Raw genomic sequence first — 23,018 nt, 5'->3', positions numbered from 1 at the left:
GCGCGGCGTTGCGAGGGGCTGCGCCAGCCGCGGGCAGGGGGGGCCGCCGGCCCCCCCGCCCCCGCGCCCCCCCCCCCCCCCCCCCCACCCCGTCCGCGACGGCGCGGATGTCCGCCGGGCCCACGCGGCAGCAACCGCCCAGCAGCCGGGCGCCGGCGTCGACCCACCCCGGGACGGCGGCCGGGTCGACGCCGCCGGCGCCGGTCCACCGCCGGCCGGCGGCGTCCCAGCCCTCGCCGCTGTTCGGGTAGGCGACCAGCGGCTTCCCGCTCACGGCCGCGGCCGCCAGGAACGGGCCCACGGCGGACGGCGCGGTGCAGTTGACCCCCACGGCGACCACCTCGGGCACGTCGGCGACCAGCGCGAAGACGTCCGCGGCCGGCTCACCCCGGCGGGTGCGGGGGACGCCGTCGTCGTCGAGCACCGTGGTCAGCGACAGCCACATCGGCACGCCGAGGGTCACGGCCTCGGCGACCAGGGCCCCGGCCTCCGCGGCGGCGGGCACGGTCTCGCACGCGAGGACGTCGGCGCCGGCCATCGCCAGCAGGTGCATCCTCGGCCGGTGGAAGGCGCGCAGCCGGCGGATGGAGAGGTCCTCGACGTAGGCGCCGGTGTACTCGGACCCGTCGGCGAGCGTCGCCCCGTACGGGCCCACCGAGCCGGCGATCCAGGCGCCGGGCGCACCCTGCCTCGCCAGCTCCACCGACCGCAGGATCAGGTCCTCCGCCCGCGAGGCGTCCACCCCGGCCGCGGCGAACCCCTCGATGCTGGCCTGGTAGCTCGCCGTCGTCGCCACCTGGGCGCCGGCCGCCGCGAACGCGGCGTGGGCCGCCACGACGGCGCCGGGGTCGTCGAGCAGCAGCCGGGCCGACCACAGCGCCGACGAGACGTCGTGCCCGCGGGCCTCCAGCTCCGTGGCGAGCCCGCCGTCGAGGACCACCGGCCCGGCGGCGAGCGCATCGGCGAGGGAGGACGACGGCACGGTGCCCATCCTCCGCGCTGCGGCCGCCCGGCGCGGACCGCAGGATCGGGGAATGGTGTTCATCTGGAGCAGCGGCGGCGGCCGGCGGAGGCGCGGCGGGTACGGCCCCGGCTGGGGACGCGGGTACGGCCCGCCACCGGGCTACGGCCGCGGGTACGGCCGTGGGTACGGGCCGCCGCCGGGCTACGGGTACCGCCGCAGAGGCGACGACTCCTGCCTGCGCGACCTGCTGTTCCTCAACACCGGCTGCTGCCTGGCCAACGCCATCGGCTGCGGCATGGACATGTTCTACGTGGCGCCGGCGACGGTGCGGCACGTGCACCGCGCGGGCACCGGGCCCCGCCGGGGCCGGCTGGCCGACCGGCTGGTGGCGGCCGTCCGGGTCTACCAGCGGGAGGTCAGCCCGAAGCGGCCGCCGTGCTGCCAGTTCACGCCGACCTGCTCGGCCTACGCCGTCGAGGCGCTGGAGACCCACGGCGCAGGCCGCGGCTCGTGGCTGACGGTGCGCCGGCTCGTCCGCTGCCGGCCGGGTGCCCGGGGCGGGGCCGACCCGGTGCCCTCCGCCGCCTGAGAACCCGGTTGCCCGCGCCGCGAGACTGTCCGGGTGCCCGCCTCCTCCGACGACGCCGCCGGTGACCTGCCCGTCACCGGCTCCCTCGTCGTCCCCGCCGGGGAGCTGCGGTGGCGGTTCTCCCGGTCGTCGGGCCCCGGCGGGCAGGGGGTGAACACGGCCGACTCGCGGGTCGAGCTCTCCCTCGCTCCGCTCACGCTGCCCGGGCTGACCGACGCCCAGCGGACGCGGCTGGCCGAGCGGCTCGGTGGGCGTCTGGTCGACGGCGTCCTCACCGTGGTCGCCTCCGAGCACCGCCAGCAGCTGCGCAACCGGCAGGCGGCCAGGGAGCGGCTGGCGGCCGTCCTGCGGGCCGCGCTCGCCCCACCGGCCCCGGCCCGGCGGCGGACGAAGCCGACGCGGGGCTCGCAGGAGCGGCGGCTGCAGGCCAAGAAGCAGCGGAGCGAGACCAAGCGCCGCCGACGCTCCTGGGAGTGAGTGCCGCGGGGACGAGGTGTCCAGGGCTACCGGTCCGGGACCTCCTGGAAGGCGCGGACCTCGATCCGGGCTCCGAGGGCCTCCGCCGCCTTCGCGGCCCACGCGACGGCGGCCTCCTGGTCGGGTGCCTCGACGACCCAGAGTCCCCCGAGGTATTCCGGCGCCTGCGTGTAGGGCCCCTCGGCGCGGACGAGGTCGTCGCCCGTGTGGTCGACGGTGACCGCCGTCGACGGCGGGTGCAGTCCCCCCGCGAAGACGAGGGCACCGGCGGCCGTCAGCTCCTCGAGGAAGGCGCCGGCCGCTGCCATGGCGGCCTCCAGGTCGGCGGGGTCCATCGACGCCATCGTGGGCTCTTCGGCGGAGTCGTGCGGCAGGGAGAGCAGGTACTGGGTCACGGGGGGCCTCCGGGTCGTCACGCCGGCCGCTGCGGCCGGGTCGTGAGGGGAGACCTCGCGGGCCGCCCGCTCTCATCGGTGGCAGCCGGCCCGGTGGCACGCCCGGACGGCGAGGTGTCGCGCGCCTCCACCGACGTCCGATCACCACCACGCCCGCGACCGTCCTGATCGACCGGGAGGGCCGGGTGGCCGCGGTCCACGCGGCGCCGTCCCGGTCGACGACCTGTCACAGGCGGTCGGCACCCTCGCCGACGAGGACGCGTAGCGGCGTCAGACGCACTCGCGGGCCCGGGCCAGCAGCAGGTCGCGCTCGCGCTCGTTGGCCGTGAGCCCGGCGGCCCGGTCGAACTCGGCCCGCGCCTCGGCCGCCCGGCCGAGCCTGACCAGCAGGTCGCCGCGGACGGCCGGGAGCAGGTGGTAGCCCTCCAGCTGCCCCTCCAGGCGGTCGACGAGCGCCAGCGCGGCGGCCGGGCCGTCGGCCATGGAGACGGCGACCGCCCGGTTCAGCTCGACCACCGGCGACGGCGCCACCCGCCCCAGCACCCCGTACAGCGCGGCGATGCGCCGCCAGTCGGTCGCGTCGGCCGTCCGGGCCCGGGCGTGACAGGCGGCGATCGCGGCCTGCACCGTGTACGGCCCGGCGGCCCCGCCCAGCTCCTCGGCGCGGGCCAGCCCGGCCAGCCCGCGGCGGACCAGCAGCCCGTCCCAGCGGCTCCGGTCCTGGTCGAGCAGGGGGACGGGGGCGCCGTCCGGGCCGGTGCGGGCCCGCAGCCGCGAGGCCTGCAGCTCCATCAGCGCGAGCAGGCCGTGCACCTCGGGCTCGGCCGGCACGAGCGCGGTGAGCACCCGGCCCAGCCGCATCGCCTCCTCGCACAGGGCCGGGCGCACGAGGTCCTCGCCGGCGGTGGCCGAGTAGCCCTCGTTGAAGACCAGGTAGACGACGGCGAGGACCGAGGCCAGCCGGGGCGCCAGCTCGTCGGCGCCAGGCGACTCGAAGCCGACCCGGGCCTGCGCCAGCGTGCGCTTGGCCCGGACGATGCGCTGGGCCATGGTCGCCCTCGGCACGAGGAACGCGCGGGCGATCTCCTCGGTGGTGAGCCCGGCGAGCATCCTCAGGACGAGCGCGGCCTGCGCCTCGGGGGCGAGCACCGGGTGGCAGGCGGTGAACACCAGCCGCAGGACGTCGTCCTCGACCGGCTCGGGCAGCCGGAGCTCCTCACCCTCGGGCAGCTCGCGGCCGAGCAACCGGACCCTGCCGGCCAGCGCGACGTCGCGGCGGATCCCGTCGACCGCCCGGCGGCGGGCCACGGTCGTCAGCCAGGCGCCCGGGCGGTCGGGGATCCCGGACACCGGCCACTGCTCGAGGGCGGCCACCAGCGCGTCCTGGGCGAGCTCCTCGGCCCGCCCGACGTCGCCCACCAGCCGCGCCAGGCCGGCGATGAGCCGGGCCGCCTCGATCCGCCAGACGGCCTCGACGGCACGGGAGGTGGCGGTGCCGGTCACCTCGGCGAGGGAACAGCACCGCCACCCGCCCGTGCGATCCGTTGTCAGCGGCGCTCGGCCAGGGTCTGCTGCAGCGCGTCGTCGGCCGCGGCCATCTCGGGGGTGACGCTGTCGCCGAAGTCCTCGTCGGTGTAGACGGGGCGGATCTCGACCTCGCCGTCCCCGCCGACGTCCGGCGAGCGCTTGACCCACTCGACGGCCTCCTCCAGGGAGCTGACCTCGAGGATCATGTAGCCGACGAGCAGCTCCTTGGTCTCGGCGAAGGGGCCGTCGATCACCGTCCGCTCGCTGCCGGAGAACCGCACCCGCGCGCCGGTGGCGCTCGGCTTGAGCCCGTGCCCGCGGTCGACGAGGACGCCGGCCGCCAGCATCTCCTCCTGGTAGGCGAGCATCGCCTCGAAGTCCTCCATCGGCGGGATCACCCCGGCCTCGGTGTCCGCCGTCGCCTTGGCCATCACCATGAAGCGCATCCGTCGCCCCTCTGCTCTCGTCCGCGCGGGCCCCGGTCGTGCCGACCGGTACGAACCCGCGCGCACCGGTACGTCGAACGGACGGGCCCGGATTCGACACCGCTCCCGCACGTCCTCCGCGTGCCGCCGGTCACGTCAGCCGCTCCCGCAGGTGCACGGTGACCACCTCGCCGGCGCGGCTCTTGCCGATCGCGGTGCAGATCGCCGCGCGCAGCGGCAGCCAGTACGGTCCGGTGCCCGAGGGCATGAGGGTCGCGGCGAACGGGTGGCCGTCCGTCGTCCCGGTCACCTCGACCGCGCGGCGGGTGCCCAGCAGCTCGGCCGAGTCCGGCACGGTCAGGTAGGTGGGGAAGGCGCCGTCCTTCTCGATGGGCGCGGTGAAGACGACGCCCAGGGGTGTGCTCATGCTCCTCAGGACCGGCCCGGGCCCGGCAACTCATCGCGCCGTCGCCGCAGGAACGCGGCCTCGCGCTCGTTGCCGACCAGTGCGAGCGCCGCGTCGTAGGCCGCGGCCGCCTCGTCCGGGCGCCCGAGCCGGCGCAGCAGGTCGGCCCGGACGGCGGGGAGCAGGTGCGACCGCGGCAGGTCGACCGCCTCCAGGGCGGCCAGCCCGGCGGCCGGGCCGTCGACCTCGGCCACCGCGACCGCGCGGTTGAGCGCCACCACGGGGGAGGGCGTCAGCGCCATGAGGTGGTCGTAGAGGACGACGACCTGCCGCCAGTCGGTGTCCGCGGCCGTCGCGGCGTCGGCGTGCACCGCCTGGATCGCCGCCTGCACCTGGTAGGGCCCCGGGGCGCCGCGGCGCAGGCAGCGGCGGACCAGGTCCTGCCCCTCGGCGACCAGGGCGGCGTCCCAGCGGCTGCGGTCCTGCTCGGCGAGCGGGACGAGGTCGCCGGTGGGGGAGACGCGGGCGGGACGCCGCGCCTCCGTCAGCAGCATCAGCGCGAGCAGGCCCAGCGCCTCCGGCTCGTCGGGCATCAGCTCCACCAGCGCCCGGCCCAGCCGGATCGCCTCGGCGCACAGGTCGCTGCGCACCAGCTCGTCGCCGGCGCTGGCCGTGTGCCCCTCGGTGAACACCAGGGAGACGACGGCGAGCACCCCGGCCAGGCGGTCGGGCAGGTCGGCCTCGGTCGGTACCCGGTAGGGGATGCGGGCCTCCCGGATCTTCGCCTTCGCCCGCACCAGCCGCTGCGCCATCGTCGGCTCGGGCACGCCGAACGCGTGGGCGATCTCCGCGGTGGTCAGCCCGCCGACCAGGCGCAGGGTGAGGGCCACCCGGGCGGCCGGCGCCAGCGCCGGGTGGCAGCAGGTGAAGAGCATGCGCAGCCGGTCGTCGCGCACGGCCCCCTCCTCGGGGAGTGGCCCCGGCTCGGCCAGCAGCGCCGCCTGCACGTGCCGGGCGTCGCGGGTGGCCTCGCGGCGGACCCGGTCGATCGCCCGGTTGCGGGCGGTGGTGACGATCCAGCCGGCCGGGCTGGGCGGGACGCCGTCGGCCGGCCAGCGCTGGAGCGCGGCGAGGAACGCGTCCTGCACCGCCTCCTCGGCGGCGTCGATGTCGCCGAGGAGACGGGTCAGGACAGCGACCGCGCGGCCGTACGCCTCGCGGAAGACCGCCTCGACGTCGGTCACGTCAGGGGCGGCCCGAGCCGTCCTGGAACGGCCGGACCTCGATCGGCAGCGTGGTGGCGGCGGCCAGCCGGCGGCCCCACCCCAGCGCGGCGTCGAGGTCGGGGACGTCGACCACCGTGAACCCGCCGACGTGCTCCTTCGCCTCGATGAACGGCCCGTCCACGACCAGCAGCTCGCCGTCCCGGGGGCGCAGCGTGGTGGCGGAGGCCGGCGGGTGGAGGCCGCCGCCGAACACCCAGCAGCCGGCGTCGACCATCGCGCGGTTCACCGCGTCGACGTCTCGCATGATCGGCTCCAGCACCTCCGGCGGGGGCGGCGTCCCGTCGCCGGGCTGGACCACGGTGAGCAGGTAGTGCGGCATGTCGTCTCCTGTCGGTCCGGCGGGCGGCTCCTGCCCCCCGCTCACCCCCTGGACGAACGGGATCAGGCCGGATCGACACCCGGCCGGCTGGAACCCGGCTCACGGACGAGCACCCAGACCGGCAGCTCGTCGTCGGCGGTGTGCAGGGAGGCGGTCACCTCGAAGCCCGAGCCGCGCAGGAACCGGACGCCGGCCCACGTGTACGCCGCCGTCGCCGCCGGGACGCCGTCGGCGTCGCACCGGGCGAGTGCCGGCTCGAGGACCGCGCGGCCGAACCCCTGCCGCCGCGAGGAGGGGCGGGTGCCCAGGTGGGCGAGCCACCAGTGCGGGCCGGCGGGCCGGGCGGCGTCGACGACCTCCCGGGTCGCGGCCACCTGCGCGGCGTGCGACCCCGAGAGGACGGGCAGCTCGCGGGCGAGCGCCGCGGCGACGTCGGCCGGCACGGGCGAGGTGCCCTCTGCGCCCGGCGGGGCCTCCCAGGTGGCGACGGCGGTGACGTCCTCGGTCACCCACGCGCTGCCGGTGGCGACGCCGCGGTGGCCGGCGGCGAGCTCGTGCCAGCGGGTGAGCCGCTGGATCCGCCCGTCCTCGGGCAGCGCCCAGCGGGTCCAGCGCGAGTCGGCCAGCGCCACGGTCAGCGTCGCGGCGATCCGCGGGACGTCGCGCTGCTCGGCCCGGCGCACCGAGGGCGCACCCACCTGCACGACCGTGGGGACGTCGCTCACCCCGGCATCAGACCACGACGCCCCACCGGCCACGTGGCCGGTGGGGCGGGGAGGTCGTTCGTCAGACGGCGTCGAAGCCCGCGCGGTCGACCTTGCGGTGGTAGCGCGTGCCGAGCCTCCCGCCGAGCACGGCGCCGAGCAGCGTGGCCACCAGGACCGCGCCGAGGGCGATGAGCCCGCCGGTGGTGCCGGTGCCCTCGTCGATCGGGATGCGCGGCAGGTCCAGCCGCTCGAGGACGTTGTACTCGCGGCCGAAGACCAGCCCGGCGACCGCCAGCGCGGCCACGACCAGCAGCCCGATCAGCCAGACGGCCAGCCCCTGCCGCGCGCCGTCGAAGCGGGACATCCGCCCGGCCACGTAGCCGCCGGCGAGGTAGGCCAGGAAGAGGACCACGACCAGGGCGATGCCGCCGCCCAGCCCGATGGTGGCCGCCTCCTCGGCGGCCTCGTCGGCGCTGTCGAGGCCCTGGGTGAGCCCGATCGCGACCCCCGCCGCGCCCAGCAGCGCGACGAGGAGGACGGCGAGGCCGTTGGCCGACAGCCAGCCGAAGAAGGCCGCGCCCCACTTGATGCCGCCGAAGCGGGCGTGCTGGGCGTCGACCGCGTCGCGGGCGGTGCCCCGGGTGGCGCGGGCGCCTGCGGTCGCGCCGGCGTCGGGTGTCGTGCTGCTGCTCATCGGGTCTCCAGGAGTAAGGACCCCGTCCTCCTCACCCCTGCCGAGCTCGGGGCGAGCCTCCGGACGGGGCCGTCGGCCGGCGCTGTGTGCCCGCGCGGCCGGCCGGGGAAGCCCCCGGCCGGCCGTGGTCACCTGATCAGGTGCACGTCAGATGCGGTCGGTGCGGCGGGTGGTGTCGCCGCCGTCGAACTCGATCTGCTCCTTGCGGACCGTGTCGCTGACGGTCTCGGTGTCGGTCACGGTGGTCGTGTCCAGGCGGACGCGCTCGACCGGCACGGCCTCCTTGGCCACGACGGGCCGCTCGGCGTGCAGCACGACCTCGTGCTCCTCCTCGGAGATCGCCGGGCCGTCCAGCGCGTCGCCGACGTTGGCGTCGGTGATCGGCTCGCGCTCGACGCGGATCTCCTCGTGCGACACCGGCACGGTCTCGGTGACGTTCTCCGTCACCACGTACTTGCGCAGCCGGGCGACGCCGCTCTCCACGCGCTGGGTGCCGACCGACAGCCGCTCCTCGGACCGGGTCATCGCGTCGTCGGTGGTCGGGCCGGAGGTGTCGTGGCCGACGGTGCCGCGCGCGTCGAGGTCGCGGTCGGCGCGGGTCTCGGTCAGCTCGGGCCCGCGGGCGGTGCCCACGGCGTCGGCGACCGACTGCGTGCCGCCGAGGCCGTAGTAGCGGTAGAGGTCGGCCTCCTCGCTGGGGGAGAGGTGGCCCTCGACGTCGTGGTGCGGCGAGTTCTTCACCTTCTCCTTGTCGTAGGGCAGGCGGAGCTCGTCGCCGGAGAGCGTGGCGTCGGCCAGGGGCACGAAGGCCTCCTTGGTGCCGAACAGGCCGGTGCGGACCGTGGCCCACTCGGGGCGGCCGGTCTCGTCGTCGAGGTAGACCTCGCCGACGGTGCCGAGCTTGCCCTCGGGGCCGACGGCGGTGCTGCCGATGACGGTGCTGATCTGCTGCTCGGTGATCACAGGTGCTCCTCGGGGAGTGGACTGGGTGTGCGGCAGGCCCCCGGGCCGCGTACACCGGGCGGGCCGCCGGACCCAGTCGTGCCCCACGGTTTACGTCGTAAACGTCGCTCAGGTGAACGTCTCGGGACGCTGCGGGTCGCGCCCCTCGCGCCGCACGACCTCCAGCCGGCCGAGCAGGTTCTCCAGCGCCTCCTCGAACTCCGCGGCCGACTCGTCGACCGAGAGCAGGCCCTGCAGCCGCACGACCGTCGGGTACCCGGTCAGGTCGGGGGGAACCTCCGGCTCGCCGATCCCGGCGTCCTCGGCGTTGACCGCGACACCCTTCTGCGAGACCTCGAGCAGCAGGTGGCCGAGCAGGAAGCTGCTGTAGGCGCGGTAGGCGGCCACCGCGGAGTCCTCGGAGAACCCGTGGCCGGTCAGCGCGACGAGGAAGGACTCGATCCAGCGCAGGCTGCGCAGCGGCGGGCGCACCCACGGCGCCGCCGGGGGACGCGTGGCCACCAGCGGGAAGACCTCCGGGTGGGCCAGCGCGATGCGGCGCACGCCGTGCGCCAGGCGCTGCAGGTAGTCCTGCCAGCCGTGCGCGGCCTCCAGGTGCACGTCGGGGTCGCCGTACAGCTCGTCGATGACGCTCTCCACGACCCCGTCGAGCAGCTGCTCGCGGCCGGGCACGTACCGGTAGAGAGCCATCGCCTCGACGCCGAGCGCGGACCCCAGGCGGCGCATGGTCAGCGCGCTGAGCCCGTGGGCGTCGATGAACTCGACCGCGGCCCCGAGGACCCGCCGCCGGTCCAGCGGCAAGCGCCCGGTGTCGGGCGGGCCCGCCGGCATGACGGCCGCGGCGCCGCCGCGCGCCTCCGGGGAGTCCGGGTCGAGACCCGTGTCGTCGGGTTCGTCGAGTGTCGCCACGGCACCTCCCTCGCCCGGCTGCTCAGGGCGTCGTCGTCTGCATCCTGCCCGGTCGGCTGCACCGCACCGTCGTCGGTGCCCGGTCGTGAGGTGTTCGGAACGCGACGTTGACGCCGGGGCCCCCACCGGGAAACGACCGGCACGCACCCTCGTCCCCGTGACCGCCGCGACCGCACCCGAGCCCGCCACCGGCGCGGCGGGCCCGTCGCGGACCACCGACACCCACTGCCCCTACTGCTCGCTGCAGTGCGGCATGCGGGTCACCGCGGGCGGCCGGCCGGCCACGGTCGTGCCGCTGGACTTCCCGACCAACCGGGGCGGGCTGTGCTCCAAGGGCTGGTCGTCGGTCGAGCTGCTCGACCACCCCGAGCGGCTGCTGCGCCCGCTGGTGCGCGCCGTGCCGGGCGACCGCACCAGCCCGCTGGTCGAGGCGACCTGGGACGAGGCGCTGGGGCGGGTGGTCGGCGCCGTCCGCCGCACCCAGCGCACGTACGGCCGCGACGCCGTCGGCTGCTTCGGCGGCGGCTCGCTGACCAACGAGCAGGCCTACCAGTTCGGGAAGTTCGCCCGCGTCGCGCTGCGCACCTCCGCGATCGACTACAACGGCCGGTTCTGCATGTCCTCGGCCGCCGGCGCGGCCACCCGGGCCTTCGGCCTGGACCGGGGGATGCCGTTCCCGCTGTCCGACCTCGCCGAGGCCGACGTGGTCGTCCTGGTGGGCAGCAACCCGGCCGACACCATGCCCCCGGCGATGCAGTACCTCGACGCCGGGCGCGAGCGCGGCGCCGAGCACGTGGTCGTCGACCCGCGGCGCACCGCGACCGCCCGCAACGCCGCCCTGCACCTGCAGCCGCTGCCGGGCACCGACCTCGCGCTGGCCAACGGGCTGCTGCACATCGCGGTCGCCGAGGGGCTGGTCGACGAGCAGTACGTGGCCGCGCGCACCACCGGCTTCGACGACGTCCGCGCCGGCGTGGCCGCCTACTGGCCCGACCGGGTCGAGCGGCTCACCGGCGTGCCGGTCGCCGACCAGCGGCGCACCGTCCTCGCCCTCGCCCGCGCGGAGAAGGCGATCGTGCTCACCGCCCGCGGCGCCGAGCAGCACCGCAGCGGCACCGACACCGCCCAGGCGTGGATCAACCTGGCGCTCGCGCTCGGACTCCCCGGCCGCCCGGGCAGCGGCTGGGGCACCGTGACCGGGCAGGGCAACGGGCAGGGCGGCCGCGAGCACGGGCAGAAGGCCGACCAGCTGCCCGGCTACCGGTCGCTGCGCGACCCCGCCGCCCGGGCGCACGTGGCCGCGGTGTGGGGCGTCGACCCCGACGACCTGCCGATGCCCGGCAGGAGCGCCTTCGAGCTGCTCGACGCGCTCGGGACGGACGGCGGGGTGCGCACGCTGCTGGTGCTCGCCTCCAACGTCGCCGTGTCCGCGCCCGACGCCCGCCGGGTGGTCAGCCGGCTGCGCGACCTGGACTTCCTCGCCGTCAGCGACTTCTTCCTCTCCGAGACCGCCGAGCTCGCCGACGTCGTCCTGCCCAGCGCGATGTGGGCGGAGGAGGCCGGGACGATGACCAACGTCGAGGGGCGGGTCGTCCGCCGCCGGCGCGCGCTCGACCCGCCGGCCGGCGTCCCCGACGACCTGCAGCTGCTGGCCACGCTCGCCGGCCGGCTGGGCGCCGGGCACCTCTTCTCCGGCGACCCGGAGACCGTGTTCGACGAGCTGCGCCGGGCCAGCGCCGGGGGAGCCGCCGACTACTCCGGGATCTCCTACGACCGGATCGACGCCGAGGACGGCGTCTTCTGGCCCTGCCCGTCCGACACACACCCCGGCACGCCGCGGCTGTTCACCGAGCGGTTCGCCACCCCCGACGGCCGGGCCCGGTTCCTGCGCGTCGAGCACGTCGAGGCGCACGAGCGGCCCGACGCCGAGTACCCGTACGTGCTCACCACCGGCCGGGTGCTGGCCCAGTACCAGTCGGGCACCCAGACCCGCCGTTCGCGCAGCCTGCAGGTGGTCGCGCCCACGCCCCGCGCCGAGCTGCACCCCGACCTCGCCCGCCGGCTGGGCGTCGCGCAGGACGACGTGGTCGAGCTCGCCACCCGCCGCGGCCGCGCCCGCTTCCACGCCTCGGTGACCGACGCGATCCGCCCCGACGTCGTCTTCGCCCCCTTCCACTGGGGCGGCGGGTCCAGCGCCAACGCGCTGACCGACCCCGCCCTCGACCCGACCAGCCGCATGCCCGCCTTCAAGGTCTGCGCCGTCGCCGTGACCCGCGTCGGCGGGCCGACCGAGCACATCCCCCCGCCGCCCGACGCCGGCCAGCCGCGGCCCCGCCCGCACGCCCCGGCCGCCGTCCCCGAGCCCCGCCCGCCGGCCCGTTCCAGCACCCCCTTCGGATCCCCGAGGAGCACCCGCGTGAAGAGCACCCCACGCTTCCTGCAAGGCGTCTACCCGATCACCGGCGAGGGGCTGGCCAAGCCCGGCCCCGTCGACGCCGCCCTGCGCTACACCGTGCCCTCGGGTACGACCGCGCAGGCGCTGTACTTCCGCGGCGGCAACTCCACCGGCGAGCTGGTCTACGTCCTGCTGCTGCGCGACGGCGAGCCGATGCGCTGGTTCCCGATCGGGGCGAAGGGCGACGTGCACGTGCCCCTGCGCGTGGTCGAGGACCTGCCCGGCGGCACCGTCGTCGAGCTGCACGCCGCCGCGCCCGAGGGCGTCACCGGCGAGCTCGTCGTCGACCTGGGGCTGGTGGAGGTCTGATGACGGCCGTGCTCGGCGGGCGCCCGGAGGGGCTGACCTCGCTCCCCCTGGGGGACGACGAGTTCGATCCCCGCGCGCGGCTGGTCGTGGTGGGCAACGGCATGGCCGGCGCCCGCTTCGTCGAGGAGGTGCTCGAGCGCGGCGGCGGCGAGCAGTTCCGGATCACCGTCTTCGGCGACGAGCCGCACGGCAACTACAACCGGATCATGCTCAGCCCGGTGCTCGCCGGGGAGTCGTCGGAGGACGAGATCGTCCTCAACAGCCACGACTGGTACGCCGACAACGGGGTCGACCTGCGCGCCGGGGTCCGGGTGGAGCGGGCCGACACCGCGGCCAAGGTCGTGTACGGCTCCGACGGCTCGGTCACCCCCTACGACCACCTGGTGCTCGCCACCGGCAGCTACTCGTGGATCCCGCCGATGTCCGGTGTCCGGACGGCCGATGGCGCGCTGCTGCCGGGTGTGTACGGCTTCCGCACCATCGACGAGACCCGGGCGATGCTCGAGGCGACCGGCCGCTGCCGGCGGGCCGTCGTCATGGGCGGCGGGCTGCTCGGGCTGGAGGCCGCCCGGGCGCTGCAGGGCCACGGGCTGCAGGTCGACCTCGTGCACGCCATGCCGTGGTTGATGAACGCCCAGCTCGACGCCGAGGCCGGCGCGATCCTCAAGCGCAGCGTCGAGGAGCTCGGCATCACCGTGCACCTCGACGTCCTGGCCACCGAGGTGCTCGGCACCGAGCACGTCACCGGGGTGGTGCTGAAGGACGGCCGGCGGCTCGACTGCGACCTGCTCGTGGTCGCCGCCGGCGTCCGGCCGCACACCGACGTCGCCGTCCGCTCCGGGCTGGAGGTCGAGCGCGCGATCGTGGTCGACGACCAGCTGCGCACCGACGACCCCGACGTCTACGCGATCGGCGAGTGCGCCCAGCACCGCGGCTCGGTCTACGGCCTGGTCGCGCCGGCGTGGGAGCACGCGAATGTCCTGGCCGACGTCCTCACCGGCACCGACCCCACCGCCGAGTACACCGGCAGCCGGACCGCGACCAAGCTCAAGGTGGCCGGGGTCGACGTCGCCACCATGGGGGTCAGCACCCCCGAGCGGGACGACGACGAGTTCCTCGTGATCAGCGAGCCGAGGCGCGGCGTGCACCTGTCGGTGGTGGTCCGCGACGACAGGCTGGTCGGCGCCACGCTGCTCGGCGACACCCGCAAGGTCGCCTACCTCACCCAGGCGTTCGACCGGGGCTCGCCGCTGCCCGAGGAGCGGATCCGGCTGCTGGTCGACCTCTCCGACGGCGCCGAGGAGGTGGGCGTCGCCGAGATGCCCGCCGACAGCCAGGTGTGCAACTGCAACGGCGTCACCAAGGGTGCGATCTGCGGCGCGGTCGCCGACGGCTGCGGCAGCGTCGGCGCCGTCATGGACCGCACCCGCGCGGGCAAGGGCTGTGGCTCGTGCAAGTCGCTGGTGAAGCAGGTCGTCGAGTGGGCCGCCGACGGCGAGGTCACCGAGGACCCCTCGGCGTCCTGGTACGTGCCGGGCGTCCCGCTGGCCAAGCCCGAGCTGATGGCGGCGATCCGGGCCCAGGACCTGCGGTCGGTCTCGCAGGTCTTCGCCGCCCTCGCCCCCGGTGGCAAGGAGGACGCGAAGTCGAAGATGGGGCTGACCTCGCTGCTGAAGATGGTGTGGGGGCACGACTACCTGCCGGAGAAGGACGCGGAGTTCATCAACGACCGGGTGCACGCCAACATCCAGCGCGACGGCACCTTCTCCGTCGTCCCGCAGATGAAGGGCGGGGTGACCACGCCGGCGCAGCTGCGGAAGATCGCCGACGTCGCCGAGAAGTACGAGGTCCCGATGGTCAAGGTGACCGGCGGCCAGCGGATCGACCTGCTCGGCGTCCGCAAGGAGGACCTGCCGGCCATGTGGGCCGACCTCGGGATGCCCTCGGGCTACGCGTACGGCAAGAGCGTGCGCACGGTGAAGACCTGCGTGGGCAGCGACTTCTGCCGATTCGGCCTGGACGACTCGACGCAGCTCGGCATCGACCTGGAGACCCGGTTCCAGGGCATCGAGAGCCCGGCCAAGATCAAGATGGCGGTCGTGGGCTGCCCGCGGAACTGCGCCGAGGCCTACGTGAAGGACGTCGGCGTGGTGGCGGTCGGGGCGGGCCGGTGGGAGGTCTACATCGGGGGAGCGGCCGGCGCGTCCGTGCGCAAGGGCGACCTGCTGGCCACCGTCGACTCGACCGAGGCGGTGCTGCAGCTGACCGGCCGGTTCCTGCAGTACTACCGCGAGAACGCCAACTGGCTGGAGCGCACCTACGACTTCGTGCCGCGGATCGGGCTGGACCGGCTGAAGCTCGTGCTCCTGGAGGACGGCGAGGGCATCTGCGCCGACCTCGACGCCGGCATCCAGCGCTCGATCGACGCCTACCGCGACCCGTGGGGTCAGGACCTGGCGGAGCCCGCGACGCCCGGGCAGTTCCGCCCCTCCCTGCCGCTGGTCGAACTGCCGGAGGTGCCCGTCCGATGAGCCTCACCACCGAACGTCCCGCCCCCGCCGCCGGGGTCCGCGCGTACACCGTCGGCCGGGTCGAGGACGTGCCGCCGGGGGAGGGGCGGGCCTTCGTCGCCGGCGGCACCCAGGTCGCCGTCTTCCGGCTGCGCGACGGCTCCCTGCACGCGACCCAGGCGGCCTGCCCGCACGCCGGCGGGCCGCTCGCCGACGGGCAGACCGACCCGGACGTGCTCGTCTGCCCCCTGCACCTGTACGCCTACCGGTGGGCGGACGGCGCGGCGACCAGCGGTTCCCTCGCGGTGCGCGTGTACCCCGTGCGCGAGGTGGACGGGATGCTCGTCGTCGACGTGTGACGTCCCGCCCGCCCGCGGCGATCATGGGCGCGTTGCCGCTCCCACCGGCGCGTTCGCGCGTGTCGGCGGCACCATGCCCATGATCGCGGCGGCGGCACGCCTACGGCGAGACCGAGATCCCGGAGGAGCCGCAGCGAGTCGTGTCGCTGCGGTACACCGAGCAGGACGCGATCCTGGCCCTCGGCGTCGTCCCGGTGGCCGTGCGCTACGCCTTCGGTCCCGAGGACGACGTGTTCTTCGCGTGGGCCGACGAGGCGGCCGGGGACGCCGAGCCGGTGGTCCTGCCCCGCACCGAGCTCGACGCCGAGCAGGTCGCCGTCCTCGAGCCCGACCTGATCATGGCCGTCACCGCGGGCCTGACCGAGGCCGAGTACGAGACGCTCAGCGGCATCGCGCCGGTCGTCGTGCAGCCGGCGGAGTTCCCCGCCTTCGGCACCCCGTGGCAGGACCAGACGCTGGTCACCGGCCGGGCGCTGGGCCGGGAGGAGCGCGCCGAGGAGCTCGTGGCGCAAGTGGAGGCGCAGTTCGAGGAGGTGCGCGCGGCGCACCCGGAGCTCGAGGGCCGGACTGTGACGCTGTCCGGCGTGGCCCACGAGGGCGAGTACGCCTGACCGTGTGCGCGCAGGCCGCGGACCCGGCCGGGTCCTCCGGCCTGCGCGCACACGCCGGCGCGGCTCCTCAGCCGACGACGACGCCCTCCGGCGGCGCCTGCACCGGGTTCACGAACCAGATGCTCTCCTCGTAGAGGTGACGGGACCGCCAGCCGTCGGGGGTGCGGACCATGTCGTGGTGGTAGTAGCCGCCGGTGTACGTGAAGCCCTGCACGCCGGGGATCTGCATCGGGTTGTAGAAGTCGGCGACCACCTTCGCCGTGTCCCCGTCCAGCTGGACCTCGACGTTGGTCACGTGGTGCTGGGTGAACGGGAAGGTCGAGAACGCCGCTGAGAGCATCTCCACCATCTCGTCGCGCGGCAGCTTCGGGGCGCCGGCGGAGGTGTAGTCGATGACGGCGTCCTCGGTGAAGACGCTGCGGTACATCTCCCAGTCGCCGCGGTCGATGCCGTGGCAGTAGCGGGTCAGCACGTCGCGGATCTCGATGCGGTCGGCGAGGGTCTGCAGGTCCACGGGTCCTCCGGCGGGTCGGTCGGATGTGGCGCGGACCATAGCCAGCCGGTCAGCCGGCCGAGGGCTCCGAGCCGGCCGGCGGGAGGGCCCGCCGGCGGTCCCGGTCGAGGCGGAGGAGGCGCGGAGGGGGGCGTCGGAGGCGGCGCGCGTGCGCCTCGTCGGCCAGCTGCCGGGCGGCGAGCACCGATGCCGGCTCCGGTGCGGCCGGCTCAGTCATCCCAGGTCACCTGGCCCATGACCCGGGTCTCGGCGAGGACGGCGCCCTCGGACGTCTCCGACACCACCGTGGCGGTGCCCTCGGGGAACTCCGCGACCACGACCCCGCCGTCGAGGACGTGGGAGCCGAGGTCGTCGCCGTCGGCCGACAGCGCCCGGGCCACCGCGGCCTCCGGCGGCGCGACCACGACGAGGGTCGGCAGGACCGTCGCGTCCGCGCTCAGGTCGGTGACGTCGCAGCGCAGCACGAACGTCTGCTCGGGAACCGGAGGGCCGGCGGGCCGCAGCTCGTTGCCGCACCAGGTGCCGGCGCCGCTGGTGAGGTCCCGCGAGGTGACCGAGAGGTCGGCCTGGGCGTAGACCGCGCCGGAGGGGAGCGTCGCGGTGAGCAGGGTGACCGCGGCCGTCCGGTCGTCGGCCGCGGGGACCGCGCCGGCCCAGGCCACGGCGAAGCGGACGTCGTCGGCGGTCAGGCCGAGAGTCCACAGGACCTGCTGGGCGTGGTCGGGGACCTGCCCCGCCGCGCCGGCGAGCGCCGACCCGGGCTGGCCGCGCAGCCACTCCACGGGCACCTGCGGCCCGGGCTCGAAGGCGCCGGCTCCGTCGGGTCCGCTCTCCACGGCCACGGCGCCGTCGCGCAGCACGCGGTACAGCAGCGCGGGCGGGGTCGCCGTCCCGTCGTCGGGCAGGTCCACGACCGCCACCCCGTCGACGGTCTCCACCGGCTCCCAGGCGCGGCTCACCGTGGCGTCGGCGGCGACCTCGGGCCGGCGGGACACCTCGACGGCGTCCCCGCGCAGGGCGACGACCACCAGGGCGCCGGTCGTCGCGTCGACCCGGGCGATCGGCCGGGAGGCGTCGACCCCGCGCGGCACTTCGACGACGGTCATCTGCTCGGGAGCGGCCCCGGTGGGGCCGGTGAACCAGGCGACCGCGACCTGGCTCAGCGCGCCGAGGTCGGTCTGCCGCTCGGGGTCGGCGGCCTCGCCCTGCGGCTGGGCGGTGTTCTGCCCGGCGACGAGGGCCCACCGGCCGCCGGCGACGTCGCCGGCCCAGACGACCTGGCGGGTCTCCACCGGCGGGTCGGGCACCGCGCCGAGGGACGCGGTGTCCGGCGTCGTCCACGGCAGTCGCCGCACGCCCTCCAGGAAGGCCGCGTCGCCGGCCAGCTGGCCCCGCACCGGCCCGGCGAGCACGTCGACCGTGGAGGCGGGCGAGGCCGGACCGGTCGTCTGGTCGTCGGCCGGTCCGGTCGCCGTCCCCGAGAGCGCCACCGAGACGGCGACGACGACGGCGGCCACGGCGGCCGCCAGCGCGGTCAGCCCGATCCGCTGGCGACGGCGGGCGCGGGCCCGGGCGGCGATGCGGGTGGCCAGGCCCGGGTCCTCGGGCGGGGCGGTGCTCTCGGCGATCCGGGTCAGCCGCGCGCGCAGCTCGGACTGGAGGCTCGTCTCGGTGCTCACGGTCGCTCCTCGGGGTGGCCGGCGCTGACCGCGGGCGGCACCGGAGCGGCCAGGGCGGCGCGCAGGCGGGCCAGGCCGCGGCTGGTCTGGGTGTCGACCGCGCTGGCCGAACAGCCCATGGCCTCGGCGGTCTGCTGCACGGACAGGTCGGCGTAGTAGCGCAGGACGACCGCGGTGCGCATGCGCGGGGGCAGGGCGCGGAGCGCGGCGCGGAGGTCCTCGTCGGGGTCGGCCGGGGTGGCGGAGTCGTCGGGGCGGTCGGGCAGCGTCTCGACGACCTGCTCGCTGCTCCACGCGAGCCGGCGCCGCCAGCTCACGTGGCTGGTGGCCACCACGCGGCGGACGTAGGCGGTCGGCGGGCCGGCCGCGGAGATCCGCGGCCAGTGCCGGTAGGTCTTGACCAGCGCCGTCTGCACGAGGTCCTCCGCATGTCCGCGGTCACCGGTGAGGAGGACGGCGAGACGCAGCAGCGCCGGCTGCTCCCGGGACACGAAGTCCGCGAAGGCCCGGTCGTCGTGGTCGCGCACGCAGTCCCCTCTCGCAGGTCCTGCCCTCTACACGCGGTGGGCCCCTCCTGGTCCCCACACCCGGTGCATCACGTTTCGGTAACGGTGGCCCGGCCGGGGGAGCTCAGGAGCGGGGGAGGTCCAGCGCGCCCAGGACGGCGGCGACCGCCTCGTCGCGGACGAAGTCGAGCGCGAGGAGCCGGTGCACCAGCACGCCCCGGCGGGTCAGCCGCAGGTCGGCCATCCGCAGCCGGGGGAGGGCGGCCCCACCCGGGCGGGGCGCGGCCGGCGGCGGGTCGAGCAGTCCGCGGCGCTGCAGGTCGGTCACGTCCTCGAGCGCGCCCCACGCCGTCCACCCGCGCGGGTCGGCCGGCAGCGGTGCCATCGGCAGCGGCGTGCGGTCCCGGCGGCCCACGGCGGCGAGGACGACGAGCTGGCGGCCGGTGAGCTCGCCGGCCAGCCGCAGCCCGCGGTGCACGACGCCGGCGTCCAGGTCGGGGGAGACGGCGGCCTCGGCCAGCAGGTAGCCCAGGTGCCGGACGCGCCACTCCTCGGGCGTCTGCCGGGCGGCGAGGACGGCGGCCTCCGCCAGCTCGTCGGCGGGCGCGCGACCGCCGACGTCCGGGGTGAGGAAGCCGTCGGTGCGCACCGGCCGTCCCGACGACACCCGGGTCACGGTCAGCTCGACGGCGAAGGCCAGCGCGGCGCCGGCCCGCACCCGCTCGCGCGGCACCGGCAGCACGGCGCTGTCGGTGGCGACCCGGCGCAGGCAGGCGGCCAGCCGCTCGTCCACGCGCACCCGGGAGCTCGCCGGGTCGAACAGCAGGGTGGCCGCCGACCGGCTCATCGAGCCGGCCACCGGCTCACCGGTCTCGACCAGCGTGCGGCCGTCGGGGGTGGCGCCGTCGGTCGCCGAGCCGTCCAGGGTGTCCCTCACGCGGTGATCATCCCGGCGGGGCGCCGCGGGCGCACCGCCTGCGGTGGCGGCCTCACCACCGCGGGGCAGGCCGCCGGCCCCGCCGGACCGCCTCACGGGCGCGCCGCCGCCGCGGTGAGGGAAACGGAACACACGGTCATCCGCGCGGCAACGGGTGGGGAACCCGGGCCCGCCACCGTCCTCCCATGGCTGCCCTCACCCGCCCCGCCGGCGCTGCTGCCACCCGCCCCGCCGGCGCTGCTGCCACCCACCCCGCCAGCGTCCCGGCGACCGCCGCCCCGCCGGCGTCGCCCCCACCCCCGGGCGGGCGGTGGATCGAGGACTGGCGCCCCGAGGACCCGCGGTTCTGGGAGTCCACCGGGAAGCGGGTGGCCCGGCGCAACCTGTTCTTCTCCGTGTTCTCCGAGCACGTCGGCTTCTCGGTCTGGAGCCTGTGGTCGGTGCTCGTGCTGTTCCTGCCCGAGCCGGTCTATGGCATCGACCCGGCCGGGAAGTTCCTGCTCACCACGCTGCCGACCGCGCTCGGCGCGTTCGTCCGGCTGCCGTACACCTTCGCCGTCGCCAAGTTCGGCGGGCGGAACTGGACGGTCGTCTCCGCCGCGCTGCTGCTCGTCCCGGCCATCGCCACGGCGGTCGTGCTCGAGCCCGGCGTCGACTACTCGACGCTGCTGGTGGTGAGCTGCCTGGCCGGCGTGGGCGGCGGCAACTTCGCCAGCTCGATGGCCAACATCAACGCCTTCTACCCCGACCGGCTCAAGGGCTGGGCGCTCGGCCTGAACGCAGGGGGCGGCAACCTCGGCGTCCCCGTCGTCCAGCTCGTCGGCCTGCTGGTGCTCGCCACGGCCGGCGCCCAGCACCCGCGGATCATCCTGTGGGTCTACATCCCGCTGGTCGTCGTCGCCGCCGTCGGCGCGGCGCTGCTCATGGACAACCTCGCCACCGCGCGCAACCAGCCACGGGCCATGCGCCAGGCCCTGCGCGAGCCGCACACCTACGTCATGTCGTTCCTGTACATCGGCACCTTCGGCTCGTTCATCGGCTTCGGGTTCGCCTTCGGGCAGGTGCTGCAGAACCAGTTCGCCGCCGACTTCGACATCCCGCTGGAGGCGGCCTACCTGACCTGGCTGGGCCCCCTGCTGGGCAGCCTGATCCGTCCGCTGGGCGGGTCGCTGGCCGACCGTTTCGGCGGCGCGCGGATCACCTCCGCCACCTTCGTGGCGATGGCCGCCGGCGCCGCGGTGGTCCTGGCGGCCAGCCGGATCGGGTCGCTGCCGCTGTTCGTCGTCGGCTTCGTGCTGCTGTTCGTGCTCAGCGGGATCGGCAACGGCTCGACGTACAAGATGATCCCGGCGGTCTTCCGCACCCAGGCCCAGCTGGCGGTCGCGGCCGGCGGCGACCCCGCGGCCGCCGACCGGCGGGCGCTGCGGATGTCGGGCGCGCTCATCGGCATCGCCGGGGCCGTCGGCGCCTTCGGCGGCGTGCTGGTCAACCTCGCGTTCCGGCAGTCGTTCCTGACGACCGGCAGCGGCGACGGCGCGTACGTCGCGTTCATCGCCTTCTACGCCGTCTGCGTCGTCGTCACCTGGGCGGTCTACCTCCGCAGGGGCGCCCCCATGGCCGGCGTCTGAGCCGCGCCGGGCGGAGTCGCCCGAGCGCGGGAACCGCACTCGAGCGACTCCGCCCGGGCCAGGATGGCCGCATGGCGATCGAGGTGCGCCCGGCCACCGACTTCGACGACGTCGCGACGATGGTCGGCCCCAAGCGGCCGGACGCGAACGTGTGCTGGTGCCTGAGCTACCGCATCCCGTCGAGGGAGAACCTGGCGCTCGCCGGTCCCGCGCGCGGGGAGCGGGTGCGGCAGCTCGTCGCCGAGGACCCGCCCCCGGGGGTGCTGGCCTACGACGGGGACGAGGTCGTGGGCTGGGCCGCGGTGCACCCGCGGGCCGACACCTCGTTCGCGCGCAACCGGAAGATCCCGCACGTCGACGACCTCGACGTGTGGTCGCTGTGGTGCGTGCGTGTGCGCCCCGGGCACCGGGGCAGGGGCCTGGCCCACGTGCTCGTGGACGGGGCCGTGGAGTTCGCCCGCGCGCACGGGGCGCCCGCGGTCGAGGCCTACCCGGTCGACAACGACGGTGCCCGGGTCGACCTCACGATGGCCTACGTCGGCACGCGGGCCCTGTTCGAGCGGGCCGGCTTCGCGAAGGTGGCCGACACCGGCTCCGTGGTCAACGGCTTCCCCCGCGTCCTCGTGCGCCTCGACCTCAGACCGGGAGCCGGTAGCCGCGCTTGACGACGGTCTCGACGACGCCGCGGCCCAGGGCCGCGCGGAGCCGGGTGACCGCCATCTCCACGGCGTGCCCGTCCCCACCGCCGGGCAGGCAACCCACCAGCTCGGTCCGCGGGACGACGACGCCGGGCCGGCGGGCCAGCGCCCGCAGCACGGCCATCGGCCCCGGCGCCAGCTCGACCAGCCGGCCGTCGACCACCGCCGCGGTGCCGCGCACCTGCAGCGTCGTCGCCCCCAGCCGCAGCACCGGGTCGCGCTCGGGCAGCCGGGCGACCACCTCGCGCGCGAGCGCCCCGAGGCGGGCCCGCTCCGGCTGGCAGGTCGGGACGCCGGCGGCCTCCAGCGGCCCCGCGGTCACCGCGCCGACGGCGACGGCCATCACCCGGTCCCGCATCGCGGCCACGAGCTCGTCCCGCCTCCCCAGCTCCCCGGCGACCTGCAGCAGGCTCGCGGCGGCCGGGGCGCTGGTGAACGTCACGGCGTCCACGGCCCCGGCCACGACCGCGGCCACCAGCCGGCGCACCGGGGCGACGTCCTCGGGCAGCACCCAGCGGTAGACCGGCACGGTCAGCACCTGCGCGCCGGTGCGGCGCAGGCCGGCGACGAGGTCGGGCAGCGGGTCGCCGTGCAGCTGGACGGCGATGCGGCGGCCCTCCAGCGGGCCCTCCGCGCCGGCGAGCAGGTGCTCGAGGACCTCCGCCGAGGACTCCGACTCCGGTGACCACGCGTCGACCAGGCCGGCACCGCGGATGGCGCCGCGTGCCTTGGGCCCGCGGGCCAGCACCCGGGCCCCGCGCAGGTGGTCGACCAGCGGCAGGTCCCAGGCGTCGGCGGCCTCCAGCCAGCCGCGGAACCCGACGCCGGTGGTGGCGACGACCAGGTCGACCGGCGCCGACAGCACGTCGCGGGTCGCGGCCACGAGCTCGGTGTCGTCGGCCAGCGGCACGATCCGGATGGCGGGGGCGTACACGACCCGGGCGCCCCGGCGGTCGAGCAGCGCGCCGAGCTCCTCCTTGCGGCGGGCCGCGGTGACAGCGACGGTGTACCCGGCCAGCGGCAGGACGGCGTCCGGTGCCTCGGTGTCGGTCAACCCGCGTCCCCCTGGTCCGGTGCTGTAGCCGGTCCATCGTGCGCCACCCGGGTTGCGGGGATGTGTCGGGACGCCGGTGCCGGCGGTGGCACCGGTC

The 23,018-nt window shown here is 76.2% G+C and carries 24 protein-coding genes; 8 read left to right on the top strand and 16 right to left on the bottom strand.

All coding sequences use genetic code 11. The annotated features are described in order from the left end of the window. Positions 1-982 (bottom strand): homocysteine S-methyltransferase (mmuM, locus tag ACI8AX_RS19175; protein ID WP_456551447.1); only part of this gene is annotated, 982 nt, incomplete at its 3' end. A gap of 52 nt (positions 983-1,034) precedes the next feature. Between mmuM and yidD the strand changes: the two genes are divergently transcribed. Next, on the top strand, positions 1,035-1,553 hold the full coding sequence (gene yidD / locus ACI8AX_RS19170) for a membrane protein insertion efficiency factor YidD (RefSeq protein WP_456551446.1): 519 nt from the start codon (positions 1,035-1,037) through the stop codon (positions 1,551-1,553). 33 nt (positions 1,554-1,586) lie between these two features. After that, entirely contained in the window at positions 1,587-2,030 is a 444-nt protein-coding gene (arfB, locus tag ACI8AX_RS19165; RefSeq protein ID WP_456551445.1) for an alternative ribosome rescue aminoacyl-tRNA hydrolase ArfB, read from the top strand. Positions 2,031-2,056: 26 nt separating this feature from the next. Here arfB and ACI8AX_RS19160 read toward each other — a convergent pair whose 3' ends face one another. The 10 genes from ACI8AX_RS19160 to ACI8AX_RS19115 all read right to left on the bottom strand — a co-directional run bounded on the left by ACI8AX_RS19160 (position 2,057) and on the right by ACI8AX_RS19115 (position 9,661). Further along, positions 2,057-2,425: a YciI family protein gene (locus tag ACI8AX_RS19160; protein WP_456551444.1), complete on the bottom strand. Its 369-nt coding sequence runs from the start codon at positions 2,423-2,425 to the stop codon at positions 2,057-2,059. Positions 2,426-2,695: 270 nt separating this feature from the next. Then, entirely contained in the window at positions 2,696-3,928 is a 1,233-nt protein-coding gene (locus ACI8AX_RS19155; RefSeq protein WP_456551443.1) for an RNA polymerase sigma factor, read from the bottom strand. Positions 3,929-3,972: 44 nt separating this feature from the next. Then, complete coding sequence (locus tag ACI8AX_RS19150) at positions 3,973-4,398, bottom strand: YciI family protein (RefSeq protein ID WP_456551442.1); 426 nt, start codon at positions 4,396-4,398, stop codon at positions 3,973-3,975. A 130-nt stretch (positions 4,399-4,528) separates the two neighbouring features. Next, positions 4,529-4,804 carry a DUF1905 domain-containing protein gene (locus tag ACI8AX_RS19145; protein WP_456551441.1) on the bottom strand — a complete coding sequence of 92 codons (276 nt, stop codon included), beginning with the start codon at positions 4,802-4,804 and terminating at the stop codon, positions 4,529-4,531. Between the two features lie 5 nt (positions 4,805-4,809). Beyond that, entirely contained in the window at positions 4,810-6,027 is a 1,218-nt protein-coding gene (locus tag ACI8AX_RS19140; RefSeq protein ID WP_456551440.1) for an RNA polymerase sigma factor, read from the bottom strand. A 1-nt stretch (position 6,028) separates the two neighbouring features. Beyond that, on the bottom strand, positions 6,029-6,388 hold the full coding sequence (locus ACI8AX_RS19135; protein WP_456551439.1) for a YciI family protein: 360 nt from the start codon (positions 6,386-6,388) through the stop codon (positions 6,029-6,031). Between the two features lie 62 nt (positions 6,389-6,450). After that, on the bottom strand, positions 6,451-7,113 hold the full coding sequence (locus ACI8AX_RS19130; RefSeq protein WP_456551438.1) for an N-acetyltransferase: 663 nt from the start codon (positions 7,111-7,113) through the stop codon (positions 6,451-6,453). Positions 7,114-7,174: 61 nt separating this feature from the next. Further along, the gene (locus tag ACI8AX_RS19125) at positions 7,175-7,789 is read right to left on the bottom strand and encodes a hypothetical protein (protein ID WP_456551437.1); all 615 of its coding nucleotides are present in this window, start codon (positions 7,787-7,789) and stop codon (positions 7,175-7,177) included. 147 nt (positions 7,790-7,936) lie between these two features. Continuing rightward, a complete protein-coding gene (locus ACI8AX_RS19120) occupies positions 7,937-8,752 on the bottom strand; it encodes a DUF2382 domain-containing protein (protein ID WP_456551436.1) in 816 nt (271 codons plus the stop codon). 108 nt (positions 8,753-8,860) lie between these two features. After that, positions 8,861-9,661, bottom strand: a complete 801-nt coding sequence (locus ACI8AX_RS19115) for a TetR/AcrR family transcriptional regulator C-terminal domain-containing protein (protein WP_456551435.1) — start codon at positions 9,659-9,661, stop codon at positions 8,861-8,863. Positions 9,662-9,818: 157 nt separating this feature from the next. Here ACI8AX_RS19115 and ACI8AX_RS19110 point away from each other — a divergent pair, with 157 nt between their 5' ends. The 4 genes from ACI8AX_RS19110 to ACI8AX_RS19095 all read left to right on the top strand — a co-directional run bounded on the left by ACI8AX_RS19110 (position 9,819) and on the right by ACI8AX_RS19095 (position 15,905). Then, positions 9,819-12,425 (top strand): molybdopterin oxidoreductase family protein, encoded by a 2,607-nt coding sequence (locus tag ACI8AX_RS19110; RefSeq protein WP_456551434.1) that lies wholly within the window; start codon positions 9,819-9,821, stop codon positions 12,423-12,425. After that, positions 12,425-14,956: a nitrite reductase large subunit NirB gene (gene nirB, locus ACI8AX_RS19105; protein ID WP_456551433.1), complete on the top strand. Its 2,532-nt coding sequence runs from the start codon at positions 12,425-12,427 to the stop codon at positions 14,954-14,956. Before ACI8AX_RS19110 ends, nirB begins: the two co-directional genes overlap by 1 nt. Continuing rightward, the gene (locus ACI8AX_RS19100) at positions 14,953-15,294 is read left to right on the top strand and encodes a Rieske (2Fe-2S) protein (protein ID WP_456551432.1); all 342 of its coding nucleotides are present in this window, start codon (positions 14,953-14,955) and stop codon (positions 15,292-15,294) included. Before nirB ends, ACI8AX_RS19100 begins: the two co-directional genes overlap by 4 nt. 140 nt (positions 15,295-15,434) lie before the next feature. Next, positions 15,435-15,905, top strand: coding sequence for an ABC transporter substrate-binding protein (locus ACI8AX_RS19095; protein ID WP_456551431.1), 471 nt, complete (start codon positions 15,435-15,437; stop codon positions 15,903-15,905). A 67-nt stretch (positions 15,906-15,972) separates the two neighbouring features. Here ACI8AX_RS19095 and ACI8AX_RS19090 read toward each other — a convergent pair whose 3' ends face one another. The 4 genes from ACI8AX_RS19090 to ACI8AX_RS19075 form a co-directional block, all read right to left on the bottom strand. After that, positions 15,973-16,419 carry a nuclear transport factor 2 family protein gene (locus ACI8AX_RS19090; protein WP_456551430.1) on the bottom strand — a complete coding sequence of 149 codons (447 nt, stop codon included), beginning with the start codon at positions 16,417-16,419 and terminating at the stop codon, positions 15,973-15,975. Between the two features lie 209 nt (positions 16,420-16,628). Then, entirely contained in the window at positions 16,629-18,098 is a 1,470-nt protein-coding gene (locus tag ACI8AX_RS19085) for a hypothetical protein (protein WP_456551429.1), read from the bottom strand. Next, positions 18,095-18,625, bottom strand: coding sequence for a SigE family RNA polymerase sigma factor (locus ACI8AX_RS19080; protein WP_456551428.1), 531 nt, complete (start codon positions 18,623-18,625; stop codon positions 18,095-18,097). The genes ACI8AX_RS19085 and ACI8AX_RS19080 overlap by 4 nt, the downstream gene beginning before the upstream one ends. Positions 18,626-18,728: 103 nt before the next feature. Next, positions 18,729-19,541 carry a hypothetical protein gene (locus ACI8AX_RS19075; protein WP_456551427.1) on the bottom strand — a complete coding sequence of 271 codons (813 nt, stop codon included), beginning with the start codon at positions 19,539-19,541 and terminating at the stop codon, positions 18,729-18,731. A gap of 185 nt (positions 19,542-19,726) precedes the next feature. On the opposite strand from ACI8AX_RS19075, the gene ACI8AX_RS19070 reads away from it, so the two are divergent. Next, positions 19,727-21,169 (top strand): MFS transporter, encoded by a 1,443-nt coding sequence (locus ACI8AX_RS19070; protein WP_456551426.1) that lies wholly within the window; start codon positions 19,727-19,729, stop codon positions 21,167-21,169. Positions 21,170-21,240: 71 nt separating this feature from the next. After that, a complete protein-coding gene (locus tag ACI8AX_RS19065) occupies positions 21,241-21,834 on the top strand; it encodes a GNAT family N-acetyltransferase (RefSeq protein WP_456551425.1) in 594 nt (197 codons plus the stop codon). Here ACI8AX_RS19065 and ACI8AX_RS19060 read toward each other — a convergent pair. Next, positions 21,806-22,921, bottom strand: a complete 1,116-nt coding sequence (locus tag ACI8AX_RS19060; RefSeq protein ID WP_456551424.1) for a uroporphyrinogen-III synthase — start codon at positions 22,919-22,921, stop codon at positions 21,806-21,808. The genes ACI8AX_RS19065 and ACI8AX_RS19060 overlap by 29 nt on opposite strands. Between the last annotated feature and the right edge of the window lie 97 nt (positions 22,922-23,018).

This window comes from Blastococcus sp. SYSU D00813, from assembly GCF_054050735.1.
The sequence above is the reverse complement of the archived record's forward strand: the minus strand, read 5'-3'. Positions and strand labels throughout refer to the sequence as shown.